This window comes from Microbispora sp. H10670 (assembly GCF_014161385.1).
Classification (GTDB): Bacteria; Actinomycetota; Actinomycetes; order Streptosporangiales; family Streptosporangiaceae; genus Microbispora; species Microbispora triticiradicis.
This window is the reverse complement of the sequence record NZ_JABBWW010000005.1, coordinates 271,584-289,094: the sequence shown is the minus strand read 5'-3', so window position 1 is coordinate 289,094 and position 17,511 is coordinate 271,584. Positions and strand designations below refer to the sequence as shown.

Here is a 17,511-nt window from a genome sequence, read left to right as displayed (position 1 = left end):
TCTTCTCACCTTCTACGGCACAGAATGCGGCATGAAGGCCGCCATCCTGGACCGCCTCGGCCTGCGGTCCACCGCGCAGCTCCCCGAGCACCTGAGGAACCATGATCTGCACCGGCTGGCCAAGGAACTGAGACTCCCCCCTTCCCTGTGCAGGCGGATGCGACCCTGCGCGAGTCAGAGCGCGTCTGGACAGGTGGCGTTCGGCGATCTGCACCAGGCGTGGCGATACGGCCACCCTCTGCGGAAGGACCAGCAGCAGGAGGCGCTCACCGTGTTGCGTGAGCTGCTGGACTGGTGTCGGCGAGAATTGAGGACATGATCGTGCCGGACGAGACATCGGTCCCTGAGCGCCTCTACACCTGGGTTGACGTCGACGCGCATCTCGCGAATCTCGCTGTTCGCGATCAGTGGCCCGACTGGCTTCACGAGTCCGACGCGTTCTGGGACGGGGTGGAGCTGACTGTCGGCCCAGGCGCATCGCGTGAAGAGGCACTCTCCTGGCTGGGGGAGAAGTTCGGCGTGGGCTCGATCGTTCGCGATGAGGAGGTCGCCGCGCTCCGGCTCGACGACGTCCCAGGACGGTTGTCCAACAGGCTGCTTCCGATCGTGGTCCGGCATCGGGAGCCCGACCTGCCCAGGCGAGAGCCGCGATGGCGGGAGCGCCGGATCGTCCGTTCCCTCGGCCAGCCGCTGCCTCCTCCCGGCGGTCCTTTCCAGGGCAACGTACGGATCGCTGCTCTGCACTCGTTCAAGGGCGGAGTAGGGCGCACGCTGCACGGCGTCGCCCTCGCCGAGGCCATCGCCCGGCGTGGCGAGCGCGTGCTCCTGGTCGACGCCGATCTGGAAGCGCCCGGGATCACCTGGATGTTCACCGCTCATGGCCGGCGGGTGGACTTCGCCTACGAAGACTTCCTGTCGCTACTGCACTCGTCGGACGACGGGCGGCCCGACGACGCGGTGACGCTCGGGTCGGCCTACCTGCCGAACCAGACGATCGACAACGTGATCGTCATGCCGACCAGACGCGCGCCGCAGGACATCGCCCCACCGCGCATCCAGCCCACCGACCTGCTGACCCCCGAACGGTCGATCTACTACCTGACGGAGTCCCTGGGCCAACTCGCGCACCGACTCGACGCGCGAGCGGTTCTGATCGACCTGCGCGCCGGCGGCAGTGAGCTGTCGGCTCCTGTGCTTCTGGACCCCCGTGTGCAGAGAATCTTCGTCACCACGATCAGCGACCAAGCACTGATCGGTACTGTCCGTACCATCCAGGAACTCGGCAGGAGGGCACCCTCACGCCCCGAGGATCCCGCGAGCGCGGCGGTCATCACCCAGTTCCATCCTCAGGGTCACGGCGAACTCGCCGTACGGGCCGCGGCGATGCTGCGCGACGTGATCTCCAGGACGCTCGAGCCGGGCGGCCAGGAGAGCGACGACCGGGTGGTCGACGGGGACGTCACGCTGGAACCGATACTGAGCGTGTTCCAGGACGGTCTCCTGGCGCTTCCCTCTTCTTGGGAGGCCGTCGTCGATCTGGTGCGTCGTCAGCGACTCGACCACACCGTGGCTCCGCTCGCCGACGAACTGAGCCGTTCAGAAGAGCCCGCGTTCCTGCCGCAGGCGGGTCCACCTGTCTCACCTTTCGGCCCGGATGAGCATCTGGCCGCGCTCCGGGGACGGCTCGGCGACTTCGCCCGGCGGCTCGCGTATGCCGAGACCGCTGACGACACGGCGTTCCTGCCGACGGAGTCACTCCGGAACCTCCTGACCTCGCACCGGACCGAGCCGCCTCTGTGCGTGGTGGCGGGTGCCAAAGGTTCCGGCAAGACGTTCACCCAGATCCAGATGTGCTTCCGGCGGACCTGGCGTGACTACGCGGCCGACGTCGGCGTTCCGGGGGTCTCGCTGCAGGCCCTGCTGGCTCCCGTCTTCATATCCAAGAATCTGAAGGACGACGCTTATCAGCGAATAAGGGCGATTCAATGCGATGCCTGCGTCTCCTCAGCGGCGGAGCCCGCGAGTCAACTGGAACTGCGCGATCTGATCGACCGGGCGCTGCGTTCACAGCTCTCCGACTCGGAGTGGCGGCGAGTCTGGCTCACCTGCATGGCCCGGGCCGTGGGTATCGATGCCGAGCCGGCCGACGTGGAGCGGAAACTGGCCGACTTCGCCCATGGCGACTCGCGGATCTTCCTCATCGACGGGCTCGAGGACCTCCTGCAGGATTTCGCTCGCAGTGAGGCGCAGCGGCAGGCGCTTCGCGTTCTCATGGTCGACTGCCTCGACTGGCTGCGCAGCTTGAGGGGCCGGCCACTCGGTCTGGTCATCTTCGTGCGCCGGGATCTCGTCCAGGCGGCGGTCCGGCAGAACTACAACCAGTTTCTTGCCCGGTACAGCGAGTACGAGCTCAAGTGGAACCCCGCGGAGGCGCTGCGACTCGCCCTGTGGGTGGCCCAGCGCTCCGGAAGCCTCCCACGTCTGTCGTCCGAGGAGGTGTCCAAGGCGACGGACAAGGATCTGAGCAGGCGGCTCACACCTGTCTGGGGGGAGAAGATGGGGTCGCCACGCTCCCGGGAGGCCAGGTCGGACGGCTGGTTCCTCGCTGCGCTCTCGGATTTCAACGGGCAGATTCAGGCGCGTGACATCGTCATCTTCACCGCGGAGTCGGCGGACATCTCCAAGGACGACATCCGGTGGTCGGATCGGCTGCTGACGCCATCCGCCATGCGGAACGCGCTGGTCCGATGCAGCCGGGAGAAGATCGCAGCGATCGGGGCGGAGAGTCCGCAGGTCGGGGAACTCCTCAACCGGCTGGACGGCCTGGGCACGGAGAAGAAGAAGATTCCTTTCAGTCCTGAAACCGTTGGCCTCTCCGGCGAGGATCTCGATCTCCTGGCCGCCAACGGAGTCGTCTTCCGCGAGGAGGACCAGTACTGGATCCCCGAAATCTTCCGTCACGGCCTGTCCTTCAAGGCCGCCGGCCGCCCCAAGATCCTGGCCATCGCCAATCTCGTCAGGCAGCGCAACAATCTCGACTGAACCGAGCCTCGCCGGCCGTCCGGAGCCACGGTCGTTCACTGGGGACGTAGCCGGCGGGAGAGCAGGTCGCTCAGGGCGCCGGTCTCCCGGGCGAGCCGGTCGAGCGACGCCAGGAACTCCTCCGGGGCGTCGAGAAGGCCGAGCATTCCGGCGGACACCTCGGCGCGGGCGGTGCGGCCCGCCTCGATCGCGTCCCGGCCGTACGGCGTGAGTTCGATCATCCGCGCCCGCTGGTCGCCGGGGTCGGTCCGGCGCGCGACGTAACCGGCGCGTTCCATCTCGGCCGCCACCTTGGACGCGCCCTGGGGGGTCATGCCGAGCAGCCCGGCCAGGTCGGAGACCCGTACGGGCCCCTGGAGCAGGTGCTGGAACACGTACCCGTGCACCGTGCGCACCCGGTCGTGCCCCACCGCGGCCATCCGGGCGCGCACCTCGGCGTCGCAGGCCGCGCTGAGGGCGGCGAACAGCAGGGTCAGGTCGCTTGACACCACAGGAGGATGCTCTGATACTCAACCATGGTTTCGCAACCAAGGTTGAGTATTTGGAGGGCGTATGTGGTGTGATCCCGCGTTCCGGCCCGTCGCCGAGGCGTTCCGGCAGGTGTGCGAGGGACGGCCGGGCGGCGCGGCCGTCGCGGTGTACGCGGACGGGCGGCTGGTGGTGGACCTCTGGCACGGCACGGCCGACCGGGACGGCGGCCGTGCCTGGGAGCGCGACACGGTCGTCAACGTGTTCTCCGCGTCCAAGGGGGTGCTCGCGACGCTCGCGCACCTGTACGTCCAGCGCGGGCTGCTCGACCTCGACGCCCCGGTGGCCCGTTACTGGCCCGGGTTCGCCACCGCGACCACCATCGCCGATCTGCTGGCGCACCGGTCGGGGCTGCCCGCCGTCCGCCGCACCCTGCCGCTGGGCTCGCTGTTCGACTGGGAGGCCATGACCGGCGCGCTCGCCGCGGAGAGCCCGTGGTGGCCACCCGGCGAGCGGCACGGGTACCACGCGGTGACCTTCGGCTGGCTCGTCGGAGAGGTCCTGCGCCGGATTGGAGGGCGGCCGGTGCGTGACCTGGTCCGCGACGAGTTGCGCGTACCCGGACTGTCGATCGGCCTGCCCGCCGCCCAGGCGGGCCGAGCGGCCTACCTGGCGCCTCCGGAGGCGGCACCTCAGGAAGCCCGGGAGGAGGCCGGGCAGGCCGGGCAGGACGCCGCCCCGCCGGCGTTGGCGTCGGCCATGGCGGATCCCGGCTCGATCACCATGAAGGCCTTCTGCAACCCGCCGGAGCAGCTCACGCCCGGCCTGGTCAACACCGCGCGCTGGCGCTCCGCCGAGATACCCGCGTCCAACGGGCACGCCAACGCCCGGGCCCTGGCCACCCTGTACGGCAGGCTCGTGTGCGGTGAACTGCTCCATCCCGACGTGCTCGGACGCGCCGTGGAGCCGCGCAGCGAGGGGCGCGACGAGGTGCTGCTCGCCGGGACCAGGTTCGCCCTCGGCTACATGCTGCCCGGTGAGATCCGGCCGTTCGCGCCGGACCCGCGCGCCTTCGGCCACAGCGGCACGGGCGGGGCGCTGGCCTTCGCCGACCCGGCGGCGGGCGTGGCCCTGGCCTACACCCCGAGCCGTCTCCTCGTCAGTCCCGCCGGGCCGGACCCGAGATGGCGGCCCATGGTCGCGGCGCTGTACGGCTGCCTCTGACCGGCGGGGCACGCGTCGCCGCCGTGCGACGTCCGGCGTGCCCGCCTCGGCTGCCCGCCCGTACGATGCCCGCCGTACGGCGCGCAGCCCGGGGTCAGCCCTGCTGCTTCTTCTGCCTGATCGCGGCGACGAGCTCGTCCTTGGTCATCCCGGACGCGCCCTCGAGCTCCAGCTCCTTGGCCTGGTGCAGCAGCTCCTCCCTGGTGCGCGAGCGCGGCTTGATCGGCTTGGCCAGCACCTCGGCCTTCCGCCTGCTGAAGGCCTTGCCCGCCCGCACCCGCTCCTCCAGCGAGACGGCCTGCTCCAGGACGGGGAGGATGTCGGTCTCCTCCTCCTCGACGTGGTGGGACACCGCCGCCACCAGCTCCCGCAGCAGGGTGTCGAACTCCGTGCTCTCCGGGTCGCTCTCCAGCAGCCGCGAGAGCATCTCCTCGGCCTCGTGGTGTTCCTCGGCGCCATGGTGGACCTCTTCCTTCTCCTCCGGCCGCCGCCTGGCGAGCAGGGGGTAGACCACGTCCTCCTCGCCCTCGCTGTGGGCGATGAACTTCGCCGCCAGCTCCGCGAGGAGAGCCGGACGGTTCTCCGGCATCTTCTGGAGCCGCTCGAACAGCGACTCCACATCGCGGTGATCTTCCTTGATCAGGCCGATGACGTCGGTTGCCATGGATTTCCTCCCGTGCGTGGACGCCCTCGCGACTACCCGGCGCCACACCGCTCACACCGCGACCACCCCGCCAGAAGCAGAAACTAGGAGTCCCTGGTGAGGTCGCCGGTGTAGGTGAACAGCTTGGCGTCGTCGCTGTGGCGGTAGGCGAGGGCGTCGCCCTTCCGGGTGAGCACCACGTCGCCCGGCACGCATCCGTCCACGTCCTCCAGGCGGAAGGTGAGCGCGGGGCCGGAGCCCCCCGCGAGCCCTCCCGTCAGCCGCAGCGTGCCCTCGCAGGAGTTCGCCGGCTCCTTCCACCTGCCCGTCTTCTCGCCCCGCCGCAGTTCGATCTCGATGTCGTACTCGCCCATCAGCGGGGTGTCGGGCGCGATGTGACCCTGCCACTTGCCCGCGAACGCGGCCGGGATCGCGACCGTCGTGGTCGTCGCAAGGGAGGAGGACGGCGTGGAGCCGCTTCCGGGCGAGGCGGTCGCCTCCGCGCCGGTGCCGTACGTCCCGGTGGCCGACGTGTCCGGGGCGGACGTGGCGGTCGTGCCGCTCGTCGGCGGCGGGTCCGCGGACGCGGAGGGGGAGGTGCCGTCAGGCGCGGCGTTGAGGCGCGGCACCAGCACCGCCGCGGTGATCCCGAGCGCCGCCACGACCGCGGCCGCCCCCGCCAGCACGCGGGCGCGCGAGCCCCCGCGGGCCGCGCCGCCGGGAGAGGTGACCGCCGCCCCGGACCCGGCCGCCCCGGACCCGGCCACTCCGGACCCCGCCGCCCCGGGTTCCGGCGCGCCGTACGGCGGGCGCGGGAGCGTGCCGTAGGAGTCGCCGCCGGCGGCGGCCGGGGCGGCTCCGGCGGCGGCACCCGCGCGCAGCGGGTCGGGCGCGCTCCCGACCAGTGTGAGCAGCAGGTCGCGGGCGGTCGGCCGGGCCGCCGGATCCTTCGCCAGGCACCGCTCGACCAGGGCTCGCAGCGACGGCGGCAACGCCGTCAGGTCGGGGAAGGCCGTCATGATCCGGTGCAGCACGGCGGCGACGTTGTCGGCGCCGAAGGCCGCGCGGCCGGTGGCGGCGAAGACGATCGTGGCTCCCCACGCGAACACGTCGGACGCGGGCGTGGCCGGCTGCCCGGCGATCTGCTCGGGCGCCAGGTAGGCCGGGGTGCCCACCGGCCCCGCCGTGATCGTCTGGCTCTCGCCCTGGCGGGCGATGCCGAAGTCGACCACCCGCGGGCCGTCCGGCCCCAGCAGCACGTTGCCGGGCTTGAAGTCGCGGTGCACGATCCCCGCGGCGTGGATCGCCGCGAGGGCGGTCGCCGTGCCCACCGCGAGCCGGTCGAGGTCGCCGCCGCGCAGCGGGCCCGAGGCGGCCACCCGCTGCTGGAGCGAGGGACCGTCGACGAACTCGCTCACGACGTACGGCCGGCTCCCCTCGACGACCGCCGCGATCACTCTCGCCGTGCAGAAGGGGGCGACGCCGCGCATGGCGTCGAGTTCGCGGGCCAGCCGTTCGCGCACGACGGGGTCGAGCCCGGTCTTGAGCACCTTGACCGCGACCGGGTCGCCGTCCGGCCCGTGGCCCAGGTAGACGACGCCCTGGCCGCCCTCGCCGAGCCGGCCGCCGAGGCGGTAACCGCCGAGCGTGCGCGGGTCATCTGCCTCAAGGGGGGCAATCATGGTCAAACCGTAGCGACCCCGGGGCCGCTCCGGGTCAAAGGGCGCCGAGGCTCACCGTGTAGGCGAGCTTGCGCCGGCCGGCGTCGCTCAGGTGCAGATGGTCGCCCGAGTCGTACGGCACGGCGAGTTGCTCGGGGAACTCGGGGTCGCGCACGGCCTTGTCGAAGTCGAGGACGCCGTCGAACGCCTTGCTCGTGCGGATCCACTGGTTGAGCCGCAGCCGGACATCCTCGCGTTCCGGCGTCCAGGTGCCGAACCCGTAGAACGGGGTGAGCGTGGCGCCCAGCACCTTGATCTTGCGGGCGTGCGCCAGGCGGATCAGCCGCTTGTACCCGTACGCGAGGGGTTTGATCGAGGTGTACTCGCCCCGGGAGATGTCGTTGATGCCCATGAACACCACGACGGTCCGTACGCCGGGCTGGGTGAGCGCATCGCGGTAGAACCGGCTGAGACCGCTCGGGCCGACCCCGGAGTGCAGCAGCCGGTTCCCGGCGATGCCAGCGTTGAGCACCGCCATCCTGCGCGACGGCGAGAGCCGGGCCATGCGCTGCCGCAGGTAGTCGGTCCAGCGGCGGTTGGCGTCGGTGTTCTGGCCCGCCCCGTCGGTGATCGAGTCACCGAAGGCGACGACCGAGCCCGCCTTCGACGTGGTCTCGACCGCGATGCGGTCCAGGAAGTACCACTGCGTGCTGGTGTAGGTGAAGCCGTCGGCGGTCTCCTCCGCCGCGTGGTCGCCGGGGTCGGACAGGAACGTCGTGGCGTAGGCGCGCTCGTGCCCGGTGATGCCGCTGACCGTGCCCGGCAGATAGAGGCTGACGACCAGGGCGGAGCCCGTGACGATCCGGCCCGGGATCGGATCGCTCCAGACCGCCCGCCCGGCCGGCACCCGGACGAACTTCCGGCCGCCGAAGGTGACCTGCCGGTTGGTGCCGGTGAGGATCTCCGCGCCGTACGCCTGGACGCCCACATGGACGTGGGCGAAGGTCACCGGCGCCGTCCCGAACACGTTGGACAGGCGGAGGCGCGTTCCGCCGCCGCCCGCGCTCACCCGCACGACCATCCGCACGGTCTGCCCGCCGAGAGCCGCCACCACGCGGTCGGTCGAGGTGGTCCAGGCGCCCACCAGGTGTGGCCGGGCGGGCGTGTCTCCCTTCCGTGCGGCGGCCGGCGAAGCAGCCGCGCGAGCCGCGGCCGTGACGTTCGCCGTGGCGTTCGCGGTCGCCGGGGACTCCGCGTGGACCGGTGCCGTGGGGAGCGCGGCGGTCGCGCCGGTCACGGCGAGGGCAAGAGCGGCCATGGTCAACCGGTGAGCCGGCCGTGCCATCCGGGTCCTCCAAGTGGGTCGGGCTGCCTGGGCGGGTCGACGGCGGCGGCGCGATCGGGCCGCCGGAACCGTTGATCGTAGAGCATGCGCGACGCCCTACATTACGGCTGTTTGCCGAACACTGGGTGAGAACTTGACCGGTGCGTGTGATCGCCGGTGCCGTCCCGGATGCCGAAGGGGTTTCGGACCTTCACTCTGCCCACATTCTTCCGTCACAGAGGGGCGGATAGGCTCGGAATGATGAATGCACACAAGCGTTGGATCGTTCTCGAAGGCGCGGCGAACGTGCGCGACCTCGGCGGGCTCCCCACGGAGGACGGGGGAACCACGGCGTCCGGCCGGATCCTGCGGGCCGACAATCTGCAGGGCCTCACCACCCGTGACATCGGGCTGCTCGTGGGCGACCTCAAGCTGCGGCACGTCGTCGACCTGCGGTCGGGGACCGAGGTGCGCCTGGAGGGGCCCGGCCCCCTGACCCGCCTGCCGGAGGTCGCCGTACACCATCACAGCCTGTTCGCGGAGGGCGGGCGCTTCACCGACGTCGAGGCCGACACCATCGACGACAGGGCGCTGCCGTGGCAGGACGAGCGGAGCGAGGAGGACCTCGCCGAACTCCGGGTGACCGGTTACTACTACGGCTACCTGCGCGACCGGCCCGACTCGGTGGTGGCGGCGCTGCGGGTGCTCGCCCGCGACGACGGCGCGGCCGTGGTGCACTGCGCGGCGGGCAAGGACCGCACCGGGGTGGTCTGCGCGCTGGCCCTCGCCGTCGCCGGGGCCACCCGGGAGGCGATCATCGGCGACTACGTCGCGACCGGGGAGCGGCTGGCGGGCATCCTCGCCCGCCTGCGGGCCAGCCCCACCTACCGCGCCGACCTCGACGGCAAGCCGGTCGACAGCCACCTGCCGCGGCCCGAGTACATGGCCCAGTTCCTGTCCACTCTGGACGACCGGTTCGGCGGCCCCCTCGGCTGGCTGCACGCCCACGGCTGGACCGGCGCCGACACCGAGGCGTTGTACGGCCGCCTCCGGGGCTGACCCGGCCGGGACCGGAGTCGTGGGCGGGCCGGCTCACTCCCCGTGCGCGGGGACGGGCACCACCTGGCCGAGGGACGCGGAGAGCCGGGCCGCCTCCAGGACGGCGATCGCCGCGACGGCCTCCTCCGCCGGCACCGGCGGCGGCGCGCCGTCGCGCAGGCAGGCCACCACGCCCTCGTAGAACCGCTGGTAGGCGCCCGGCTCCGTCCGGACCGGGCGGACGTCGCCCTCGACCCCGAAGGTGCCCCAGCGCTCGGGCGGCTCGGTGCCCCAGGAGTCGCGCCGCTCGGTGTCCCAGCCGTCGTGTCGCTCGGTGTCCAGGGAGTCGCGCCGCTCCGTGCCCCAGCCGGCGGGCGGGTCCTCGCTGTGGCCGAAGTCGGCGGGGCCCGGGCGCTCGCCCGCGCGCAGGCGTTCCTCCTGCGGGTCGAGGCCCCACTTGACGTAGGCGGCGCGGGAGCCGAGCACCCGCAGCCTCGGGCCGGGCAGCCCGGCCACCGCGCTCATCCACAGGTGCGACCGCGTCCCGCTCCGATGGGTCAGCGCGACGAACGCGTCGTCGTCATTGCGGATGCCCGCCCGCCTGACGTCGGTCTCCGCGTACACGTGGGTGACCGGGCCGAACAACGTCAGGGCCTGGTCGACCAGATGGCTGCCGAGGTCGAAGAGCGTGCCGCCCACGTCCTCGGGACCGCCCGCCTCGCGCCAGCCGCCCTTGGGCACCGGCCGCCACCGCTCGAACCGCGACTCGAAGCGGCGGACCTCGCCCAGTTCGGGCAGCAGGCGGCGCAGCGTGAGGAAGTCGCCGTCCCAGCGTCTGTTCTGGAAGACGGTCAGCATGAGGCCGCGGTCACGGGCCAGCCGTACGAGGTCGCGGGCCTCGTCCGCGGCGCCGGCGAGCGGCTTGTCGACGACCACGGGAAGACCGGCCTTGAGCGCCTCGGCCGCCAGCGGCACATGGGTGCGGTTCGGCGTCGCGATCACGACGAGGTCGCAGGCGTCCCAGAGGTCCTCCGCCGCCGCGACGACCTCGGCTCCGGGGTGGTCCGCGCGTACCCGCCCGGCTCTGCCGGGGTCGCGGGTGACGACGGCGGACAGGCGCAACCCGGGGGTGGCGGCGATCAGCGGCGCGTGGAAGAAGGACCCGGCCGGGCCGAAGCCCGCGAGCCCGACCCGGATGTCGGAGGTGTCGCCGGAAGACGGCGTGAGCGGGGAAGGCATGAGTGGTGGTTCTAGCCGTCGTGGTCGTCGCGTTCGGCGAGGAACGCCTCGAACTGGGCGGCGAGCTCCTCACCCGTGGGCATCGGCGTGTCCTCCGCGAGGAGGCTCTCCCGCGTGGCGCCCGACTGGAACGCGTCGTACTGCTGCTCCAGGCCGTGGATGGCGCCGGCGAGCTCGTCGGAGGCCGCGATCTGCTCCTCGATCTCGGCGGTGGTCTTCTCGGCGGCGTCCCGCAGGGCCTCGGTGGGGAACACCAGGCCGGTGCCGCGGGTGATCGCCTCCAGGGCCGCGACGGCGGCCTGCGGATACTCCGCCTGGGCGAGGTAGTGCGGCACATGGATCGCGTAACCGAGCGCGTCGTGTCCCTTGGCCCCGAGACGCAGCTCGATCAGCCCGGCGAGGCTGCCCGGCACCCGGACCTTCCCGAACGGGCTGTTCTGCCCGTGGACGAGGTCGGGGCGGCTGGCGTGGGCCGTCAGGCCGAGCGGCCGGGTGTGCGGGACGCCCATCGGGATGCCGTGCACGGTCACCAGCGTGCGGATGCCGAGCCGGGTCACCAGCATGCCGACGGCCTCGGTGACCAGCTCCCACTCCCGGTCCGGCTCCGGCCCGCTCATGATGAGGAACGGGGTGCCGGTGACGTCACGGGTCAGGTAGACAGCCAGCTCCGGGGTCTCGTAGTCGGTCCAGCGGTCGGTGTCGAACGTCATCACCGGCCGGCGGGACCGGTAGTCGAGCAGCCGGTCGACGTCGAACGTCGCGATTACCCGGTGCTCCAGCTCGGCGAGGAGGTGCCCCAGGGCGAGCCGCCCCGCTGCGCCGGCGTCGACGAACCCCTCGAAGTGGTAGAGCAGCACCGGATCGGTCAGCTCGGGAAGGTCCCCGTCGAGCCGATAGAGATCCGTGGGGTCGGACACGTGTCCCAGCCTTTCTCAGGAAGCCTTTACCTACTGAACCTACGGGGTGCCCGGTCGATTCCGCGGTGGTTGCGGCGACCTTATCGGTGGACGGTGTCCAACGGGCACCCGGACCCGGAGCCGGACCGGCCGGGCGTGGGGCACCCGGGCCGGTCCGAACCGGCTGCGCTGAATCGCTGACCGATGTGTCCGTAATCAGGGCAAGGGTGGCCCCTGTCTCCCCGGCGGGATCATTCTTGTCGGATGGCTACTGCGAAAGCGGATTCCCTCAGTGGACACCCCCTCCGCATCCCCCCGCTCGCCTGCCCTTTCCCCCGTGCGGTCAACCCCCACGTGGACGAGGTGGACCGGGACACGCTGGCCTGGCTGGCCGCCTCCGGCATGATCGCCGGCGACCAGTTCGAGCGTTTCCGGATCGCCCGGTACGGATGGCTCGGCGCCCGCACCTACCCGTACGCCTCACGGGAGCTGTGCCAGCTCGTCACCGACTGGTGCGTATGGCTGTTCGCGTTCGACGACGCCTACTGCGAGTCGGACCGGAGGGCGGCCGAGATCGCCCGGGCGCTGCCCCAGCTCTACACCGTCGTGGAGGACGCCGGGGGAGGTGATGCGGTCGAAGACGTCTTCGCCCGGGCGCTGCTCGGCATCAAGACCCGCATCGCGGCCCACGCCACCCCCGACCAGCTCGACCGCTGGCGCACGACGACCAAGGACTACCTGTTCGCCCAGGTGTGGGAGGCCGCCAACCGGGAGGACGACGTGCTCCCCACCATCGACGACTACGTCTTCATGCGCCGCAGGACCGGCGCGATGCTCACCGTGTTCGCGCTGATCGACGTGGCCGCCGGGGTACGCCTCACGGTGGACGAGTGGCTCCACCCGGCCGTCCACGAGATGACCGGGCACGCCAACGACGTGGTCGTCTGGGACAACGACCTGATCTCCTACGCCAAGGAGCGGGGGCAGGCGAACATCCGCAACAACCTCGTCAGCGTGCTCGCCGGGCACACCGGCTGCGGCGTCCAGGAGGCGATGAACCGCATCGGCGTCATGCGCGACGAGGCGGTCGCCGCCATGGTGGCGCTCACCCCCGCCACCGAGGCGCTCGGCTCGCCCGCGGTCGACGCGTACGTGCGGGGCCTGAAGTTCTGGGTCAGCGGCAGCGTGGACTACTCGCTGACCAGCTCTCGGTACGCCGGCGCCTGGCAGTGACCCGACCGGCCCACGACAGCCCCGAGAAGCCCGGCCGGTCCGGTCAGTCCTCGGGGAGGTCGTCGAGGCCGTCGAGGTCGTCCAGCGCGTACTCGACGAGGTCGCCCAGGCTGAACCGCGCCCCGGCGGCGTACGCCTCGTCGTAGGCGGCCTCGCCGACCAGCTTCTTGCACTCCTTGACGCACTGCTCGTGCTCGGTCGTGAAGAACGGCGACCCGAACTGGGGCAGCCCGAACGTCCGCCAGTTGGCCTGGGCCGCCCCGAGGAGGGTCGCCGTCCGTTCCGGCTCACCGGCCTCCAGGCCCAGCCTGGCGAGGTTGTCCACGCACAGGACGATGCCGAGCACGTCGTGGAAGCGCCGCTTGATGCGCAGCGCCTCCTTGCACGCCACCAGGGCCTCGTCCCGCCGCCCGGTCTCCCGGTGGACGAGGGAGGTGACGTACCAGGCGTAGGAGCGCAGCCACAGCTCGCCGCGTTCCCGGCAGACCTGCAGGCAGTCGGCCAGCAGCGTCTCCGCCTCCTCGAACTCGCCCTGCGCGAGCAGCACCATGGACAGCTCGACGATCGCCGGGAGCAGGCCCGGGTTCAGCTCCCGGCCGCCCCGGTGGAACTCGATCGCGACACCGAGCAGCGCCGTCGCCTTCTTCGCGTCGCCCTGCAGCATGGCGGCGGTGCCCTGCATCTTCGTCGCGAGCAGCACGGCGCCCGAGTCGCCCACCCGCACCGCGTCGGTGCTGCACTGCTCGGCCGCGGCCAGCGCGCCGGCCATGTCTCCCTGGGCGCTGCGGATGTAGGCCAGCACCCACAGCGCCTTGCAGCGTTCCCTGCTCGGCTCCGGGCTCGCCTTGAGGGCGCGCTCCAGGTAGACCACCCCCTCGCGGGCGAAGCCGCAGGCCACCCAGAGGAACCACAGGGCCGACAGCAGTTCCAGGCCGACGCGTTCCTCTCCCGGCGCCGACAGGCAGTAGTCGAGGGCGACCCGGATGTTGTCGTGCTCCTGGCGCATCCGGCTGAACCAGTGCACCTGGCGGGGCCCCGACCAGGAGTGCTCGCTGAGCTCGGCGAGCCGGAGGTAGTGGTCGCGGTGGCGCCGCCGCAGGTCCTGCGTCTCGCGGAGCTTGTCCAGCCACTCGCCGCCGTACTGCCGCAGCGTGTCGATCAGCCGGTACCGCTGCCCGGCCGGGGTGGCGAAGCTCAGCAGGACCGACTTGTCGACCAGACCGGTGATCACGTCGAGGATCCGGTCGGCGGGCAGGGCGTCACCGGCGCAGACCTGCCGGGCGGCGTCGAGGTCGAAGTCGCCGGCGAACACCGACAGCCGGGCCCACAGCAGCCGCTCGGCGGGCTCGCACAGCTCGTGGCTCCACCCGATCGCCGCGCGCAGCGTCTGGTGCCGCGGCAGAGCCGTGCGACTGGCCCCCGCCAGCAGGCTGAACCGGTCGGCGAGCAGGGCGAGGATCTGCTCGACCGACAGCGTGCGCAGCCGTACGGCGGCCAGTTCGATCGCCAGCGGGATGCCGTCGAGGCGGCGGCACAGCTCGGCGACGGCCGCGATGTTGTCCTCGTCCACCGTGAAGTCGGGCACCACGGCGGAGGCCCGCGTGCCGAACAGTTCGACCGCCTCGTTGGTGAAGGGATCGTCCGACAGGTCCTCGCCGGGCACCGTGAGCGGCGGCACGGCCACCGTGAGCTCTCCCGCCGCGTTCAGCGAGCGCCGGCTGGTCGCGAGGATCCGCAGGTGCGGCGAGGTGCCGAGGAGGTCCTCCGTGAGCCGGGCGCACGCGTCGACCAGATGCTCGCAGGTGTCCAGGATGAGCAGGATCTCCCGCTCGGCCAGCCATTCGGCGAGCGTGTCCGACCCCTCGCGCGGGGACTGGTCCGCGATGCCGAGCGCGGCCGTGATCGTGTGGTACACCATCGCCGGGTCCTGCAGGCGGGCCAGGTCGACGTACCAGACGCCGTCCCTGAACCGCCGCCGCACCTGGTGTGCCAGGCGCAGCGCCATGCGGGACTTGCCGACGCCGCCGATGCCCGTGACCGTGATGAGCCGGGACTCCTGCAACCTCTGCCTGAGCGACGCGAGTAGCCGTGTCCGCCCGACGAAGCCGGTGAGCTCCACGGGAAGGTTGCCCTCTTGCCGCCATCCTGCTGGCGCTGCCATGCCGCCTCACGGGGGGATTTGTCCGGCGTGCTCCCTGCTCCCGCATCGTACCCGCGCCGCCGTCGGCTGTCCGGTCGTACGGGCGTGAGGCCGGTACGCCGGAGAGGCTGTTGTTTCTCCCCTCACCGGAAGGAGTCCCAGGGCATGACAGGCGTCTCCACGGGCCGCCGCGGGAGCCGATAGCATTGGGATCGTGAGTATGCGGCATCCGGATGACATGCGTCCGGTGGACCTCTTCGACGAGGGGCTGCCGGTGCTGCCAGACCAGACGAGCGACGACACCGACCTCGGGTGGGGCGAGTGGCGCTCCGACTCCGACGTCTCCCACCTGCTGGAGGAGCGTCCGCCCCACTGGGACTAAGCGTTCACGGGCAGCTCGAACCAGACGGCCTTGCCCCTGCGGGTGGGGAGCACGCCCCAGGCACGCGACAGCGTGTCGACGATCAGCAGTCCCCGCCCACCCTCCTCCTCGCGCCGTGCCGTTTCGTCACGCGGTGAGGTGCCGCGTGCCCGGACCGGGACGCGGGCCTCGTCCTCGACCTCGCACCGGAGGGTGTCGTCCCGCAGCAGCAGGAGGGTGAGGAGGGGTGATCCCCGCCCGTGTCGCATGGCGTTGGCGACGAGTTCGCTGACGAGGAGTTCGGCCACCTCCGCCGCCTCCCGGTCTCCGTCGCCGCACCAGTCGCGCAGTGCGGCGCGGACGAACCGGCGGGCCAGGCACGTGGACGACGCGTCGGGGGGCAGGGTCCAGCAGGAGCGGTGGACGGCCGGCACGTCGTCTTCCGGCCGCCGGCTCAACGGGACGAGGGAGCACATCATGTCCGCATCCCTCTTCACGCGGCCCGGGCGCAGGGGGCCCGGTGCGTGGGAAGGCTCCGGCCGTCGGGCAGCAGTTCGCCGGTGTCCTCGAACACCACGACGCCGTTGCAGAGCAGGCCCCAGCCCTGCTCGGGGTGGAACGCCACCAGCCGGGCCGCCTCGTGGTCGTGCGCGTACGCGGGCGGACACGGCGGAGTGTGCGGACAGGAGGGGCACATGCGTGTCACCTCGATCCTTCAGATGAGGAGGACGGTTCGCGGGGGGCCGGCCCGGGCCGGGCGGCCCGGCTCGGGGAGCGGAGGCGTGCGGTGCCGACGCCGGAAGGCCGCATCGGGCCGAGGCCGTCGATCCCGTCGGCCCACGCGTCGTGACGGTCGGTCAGCATCGCCGCCTTCTTCCTGTCCCGTGACCTCGCCGGCTTCGCGGTCGCCCGCTCACCCCCCTACGATCGCTCGTGACGGGCGCGGTGTCTGCGCGGGCAGCCCCCATATCGCGCGGGTGTCCACCGGCATGCCGAGATGCCAGCTACCTGCAATGACGTGGATGCGAGCCGGTGTCACCCTGGTGTTGTGCCTCTGCGGTGTCTCATCGTCGACGACAGCGATCACTTCAAGGACGCCGCCCGCCCGTTGCTGGAGGCGGACGGCATCACCGTCGTGGGCGCGGCGTCCACCACGGCCGAGGCCCTCCGGCACTGCCAGGAGCTCCGGCCGGATGTCGTGCTGGTCGACATCGACCTGGGCGAGGAGAGCGGCTTCGACCTGGTGCCGCGGCTCTGCGCGGAGACCGGGGAGCGCCCGCCCCGGGTCATCCTGATCTCGACGTACGACGAGCAGGACTTCGCCGAGATGATCGCGTCCAGCCCGGCGCTCGCCTTCCTGTCCAAGCCGAGGCTGTCGGGCCGGGCCATCGACGAGATCCTGCGGAGAGCGGACGCCTGAAGCGGCCGTTTCGGTCCCGGCCGAGGCGCCGCCGATGTTCCCGTGCTCGGTCCGGGCGACGCCGTACGGCGTCAGCGGGCGTCGAGGAAGGCGAGCACGGCGAGCACGCGGCGGTGGTCGTCCTCGGTCTCCGGCAGCCGCATCCTCGACATGATGCTGCGGACGTGCTTCTCGACGGTGCCCTCGGTGATCCACAGTTTGTGCGCGATCCCCGCGTTCGAGCGGCCCTCCGCCATCAGGGCCAGCACCTCGCGCTCACGCTGGGTGAGCTCCTCCAGCGGATCGTGCCGGCGGCGGGCGTTGATCAGCTCGGCGACGAGGCTGGGATCGACGACCGAGCCGCCGTGGACGATGCGTTCGAGCGTCTCGACGAAGTCGGACACCGCGGTCACCCGGCTCTTGAGCAGGTAGCCGACCCGTTGGCCCGCCGCGAGCAGCTCCATCGCCTGGTCGACCTCGATGTGCGCGGACAGCAGCAGGATGCCCACGTCGGGAAGTTCCGCGCGGATGACCTTGGCCGCCTCGACGCCCTCCGTGGTGTGTCCCGGGGGCATCCGGATGTCGATGACGGCGAGGTCGGGATGGTGTTCCCGGACCAGGGCGAGCAGCTCGGACGCGTCCCCCGCCTGCCCCGCCACTTCGAACCCCGCGCGCTCCAGCAGGCTCGCGAGCCCTTCCCGCAGCAGGACGTCGTCGTCCGCCAGGACCACCCGGCTCGGGGTCTCGTCCACCGCTCCGCCGCCTTCCGCGTGCGCAGGTCACGCCGGATCGAGGGTCGTGCCTCGATCGCGCCGGCGATCGGGGCGGCCGTGCCAGCCGTGG

Annotated in this window: 16 protein-coding genes; 6 read left to right on the top strand and 10 right to left on the bottom strand. The window is 71.9% G+C overall.

The window, feature by feature from the left end; all coding sequences use genetic code 11:
• The first annotated feature begins 315 nt into the window (after nt 1–315).
• Nucleotides 316–3,042 (top strand): KGGVGR-motif variant AAA ATPase, encoded by a 2,727-nt coding sequence (locus HHX33_RS10345; RefSeq protein ID WP_182874368.1) that lies wholly within the window; start codon nt 316–318, stop codon nt 3,040–3,042.
• 35 nt (nt 3,043–3,077) lie between these two features.
• Here the strand turns inward: HHX33_RS10345 and HHX33_RS10340 are convergent, their stop codons facing one another.
• Nucleotides 3,078–3,530: a MarR family winged helix-turn-helix transcriptional regulator gene (locus tag HHX33_RS10340; protein WP_220501673.1), complete on the bottom strand. Its 453-nt coding sequence runs from the start codon at nt 3,528–3,530 to the stop codon at nt 3,078–3,080.
• A 64-nt stretch (nt 3,531–3,594) separates the two neighbouring features.
• On the opposite strand from HHX33_RS10340, the gene HHX33_RS10335 reads away from it, so the two are divergent.
• Nucleotides 3,595–4,734 (top strand): serine hydrolase domain-containing protein, encoded by a 1,140-nt coding sequence (locus HHX33_RS10335; protein ID WP_182874367.1) that lies wholly within the window; start codon nt 3,595–3,597, stop codon nt 4,732–4,734.
• A 94-nt stretch (nt 4,735–4,828) separates the two neighbouring features.
• Here HHX33_RS10335 and HHX33_RS10330 read toward each other — a convergent pair whose 3' ends face one another.
• The 3 genes from HHX33_RS10330 to HHX33_RS10320 form a co-directional block, all read right to left on the bottom strand.
• A complete protein-coding gene (locus HHX33_RS10330) occupies nt 4,829–5,398 on the bottom strand; it encodes a hemerythrin domain-containing protein (protein WP_182874446.1) in 570 nt (189 codons plus the stop codon).
• Nucleotides 5,399–5,481: 83 nt separating this feature from the next.
• Nucleotides 5,482–7,059 carry a serine/threonine-protein kinase gene (locus HHX33_RS34955; RefSeq protein WP_259402313.1) on the bottom strand — a complete coding sequence of 526 codons (1,578 nt, stop codon included), beginning with the start codon at nt 7,057–7,059 and terminating at the stop codon, nt 5,482–5,484.
• Between the two features lie 34 nt (nt 7,060–7,093).
• Nucleotides 7,094–8,383: an SGNH/GDSL hydrolase family protein gene (locus tag HHX33_RS10320; RefSeq protein ID WP_182874366.1), complete on the bottom strand. Its 1,290-nt coding sequence runs from the start codon at nt 8,381–8,383 to the stop codon at nt 7,094–7,096.
• Between the two features lie 240 nt (nt 8,384–8,623).
• Here HHX33_RS10320 and HHX33_RS10315 point away from each other — a divergent pair, with 240 nt between their 5' ends.
• A complete protein-coding gene (locus HHX33_RS10315; RefSeq protein WP_182874365.1) occupies nt 8,624–9,421 on the top strand; it encodes a tyrosine-protein phosphatase in 798 nt (265 codons plus the stop codon).
• A 33-nt stretch (nt 9,422–9,454) separates the two neighbouring features.
• Here the strand turns inward: HHX33_RS10315 and HHX33_RS10310 are convergent, their stop codons facing one another.
• Together HHX33_RS10310 and HHX33_RS10305 are read right to left on the bottom strand one after the other, a co-directional pair.
• The gene (locus HHX33_RS10310; protein ID WP_182874364.1) at nt 9,455–10,639 is read right to left on the bottom strand and encodes a Gfo/Idh/MocA family oxidoreductase; all 1,185 of its coding nucleotides are present in this window, start codon (nt 10,637–10,639) and stop codon (nt 9,455–9,457) included.
• An 11-nt stretch (nt 10,640–10,650) separates the two neighbouring features.
• Complete coding sequence (locus HHX33_RS10305; RefSeq protein WP_117408253.1) at nt 10,651–11,556, bottom strand: proteasome assembly chaperone family protein; 906 nt, start codon at nt 11,554–11,556, stop codon at nt 10,651–10,653.
• Between the two features lie 243 nt (nt 11,557–11,799).
• Here HHX33_RS10305 and HHX33_RS10300 point away from each other — a divergent pair, with 243 nt between their 5' ends.
• The gene (locus HHX33_RS10300) at nt 11,800–12,768 is read left to right on the top strand and encodes a 4-epi-cubebol synthase (protein WP_182874363.1); all 969 of its coding nucleotides are present in this window, start codon (nt 11,800–11,802) and stop codon (nt 12,766–12,768) included.
• A gap of 43 nt (nt 12,769–12,811) precedes the next feature.
• Here HHX33_RS10300 and HHX33_RS10295 read toward each other — a convergent pair whose 3' ends face one another.
• The gene (locus tag HHX33_RS10295; RefSeq protein WP_182874362.1) at nt 12,812–14,929 is read right to left on the bottom strand and encodes an ATP-binding protein; all 2,118 of its coding nucleotides are present in this window, start codon (nt 14,927–14,929) and stop codon (nt 12,812–12,814) included.
• Nucleotides 14,930–15,122: 193 nt separating this feature from the next.
• Between HHX33_RS10295 and HHX33_RS10290 the strand changes: the two genes are divergently transcribed.
• A complete protein-coding gene (locus HHX33_RS10290) occupies nt 15,123–15,290 on the top strand; it encodes a hypothetical protein (RefSeq protein ID WP_165900781.1) in 168 nt (55 codons plus the stop codon).
• On the opposite strand, the gene HHX33_RS10285 is transcribed toward HHX33_RS10290, so the two are convergent.
• Both HHX33_RS10285 and HHX33_RS10280 read right to left on the bottom strand, forming a co-directional pair.
• Complete coding sequence (locus HHX33_RS10285; protein ID WP_182874361.1) at nt 15,287–15,748, bottom strand: ATP-binding protein; 462 nt, start codon at nt 15,746–15,748, stop codon at nt 15,287–15,289. The two genes, HHX33_RS10290 and HHX33_RS10285, sit on opposite strands and share 4 nt — an antisense overlap.
• Before the next feature lie 14 nt (nt 15,749–15,762).
• The gene (locus tag HHX33_RS10280) at nt 15,763–15,966 is read right to left on the bottom strand and encodes a DUF5999 family protein (RefSeq protein ID WP_182874360.1); all 204 of its coding nucleotides are present in this window, start codon (nt 15,964–15,966) and stop codon (nt 15,763–15,765) included.
• Nucleotides 15,967–16,317: 351 nt separating this feature from the next.
• Here HHX33_RS10280 and HHX33_RS10275 point away from each other — a divergent pair, with 351 nt between their 5' ends.
• Nucleotides 16,318–16,689 (top strand): response regulator transcription factor, encoded by a 372-nt coding sequence (locus tag HHX33_RS10275; RefSeq protein WP_220501671.1) that lies wholly within the window; start codon nt 16,318–16,320, stop codon nt 16,687–16,689.
• A 71-nt stretch (nt 16,690–16,760) separates the two neighbouring features.
• On the opposite strand, the gene HHX33_RS10270 is transcribed toward HHX33_RS10275, so the two are convergent.
• Nucleotides 16,761–17,420 carry a response regulator transcription factor gene (locus HHX33_RS10270; protein ID WP_182874358.1) on the bottom strand — a complete coding sequence of 220 codons (660 nt, stop codon included), beginning with the start codon at nt 17,418–17,420 and terminating at the stop codon, nt 16,761–16,763.
• Nucleotides 17,421–17,511: the final 91 nt, after the last annotated feature.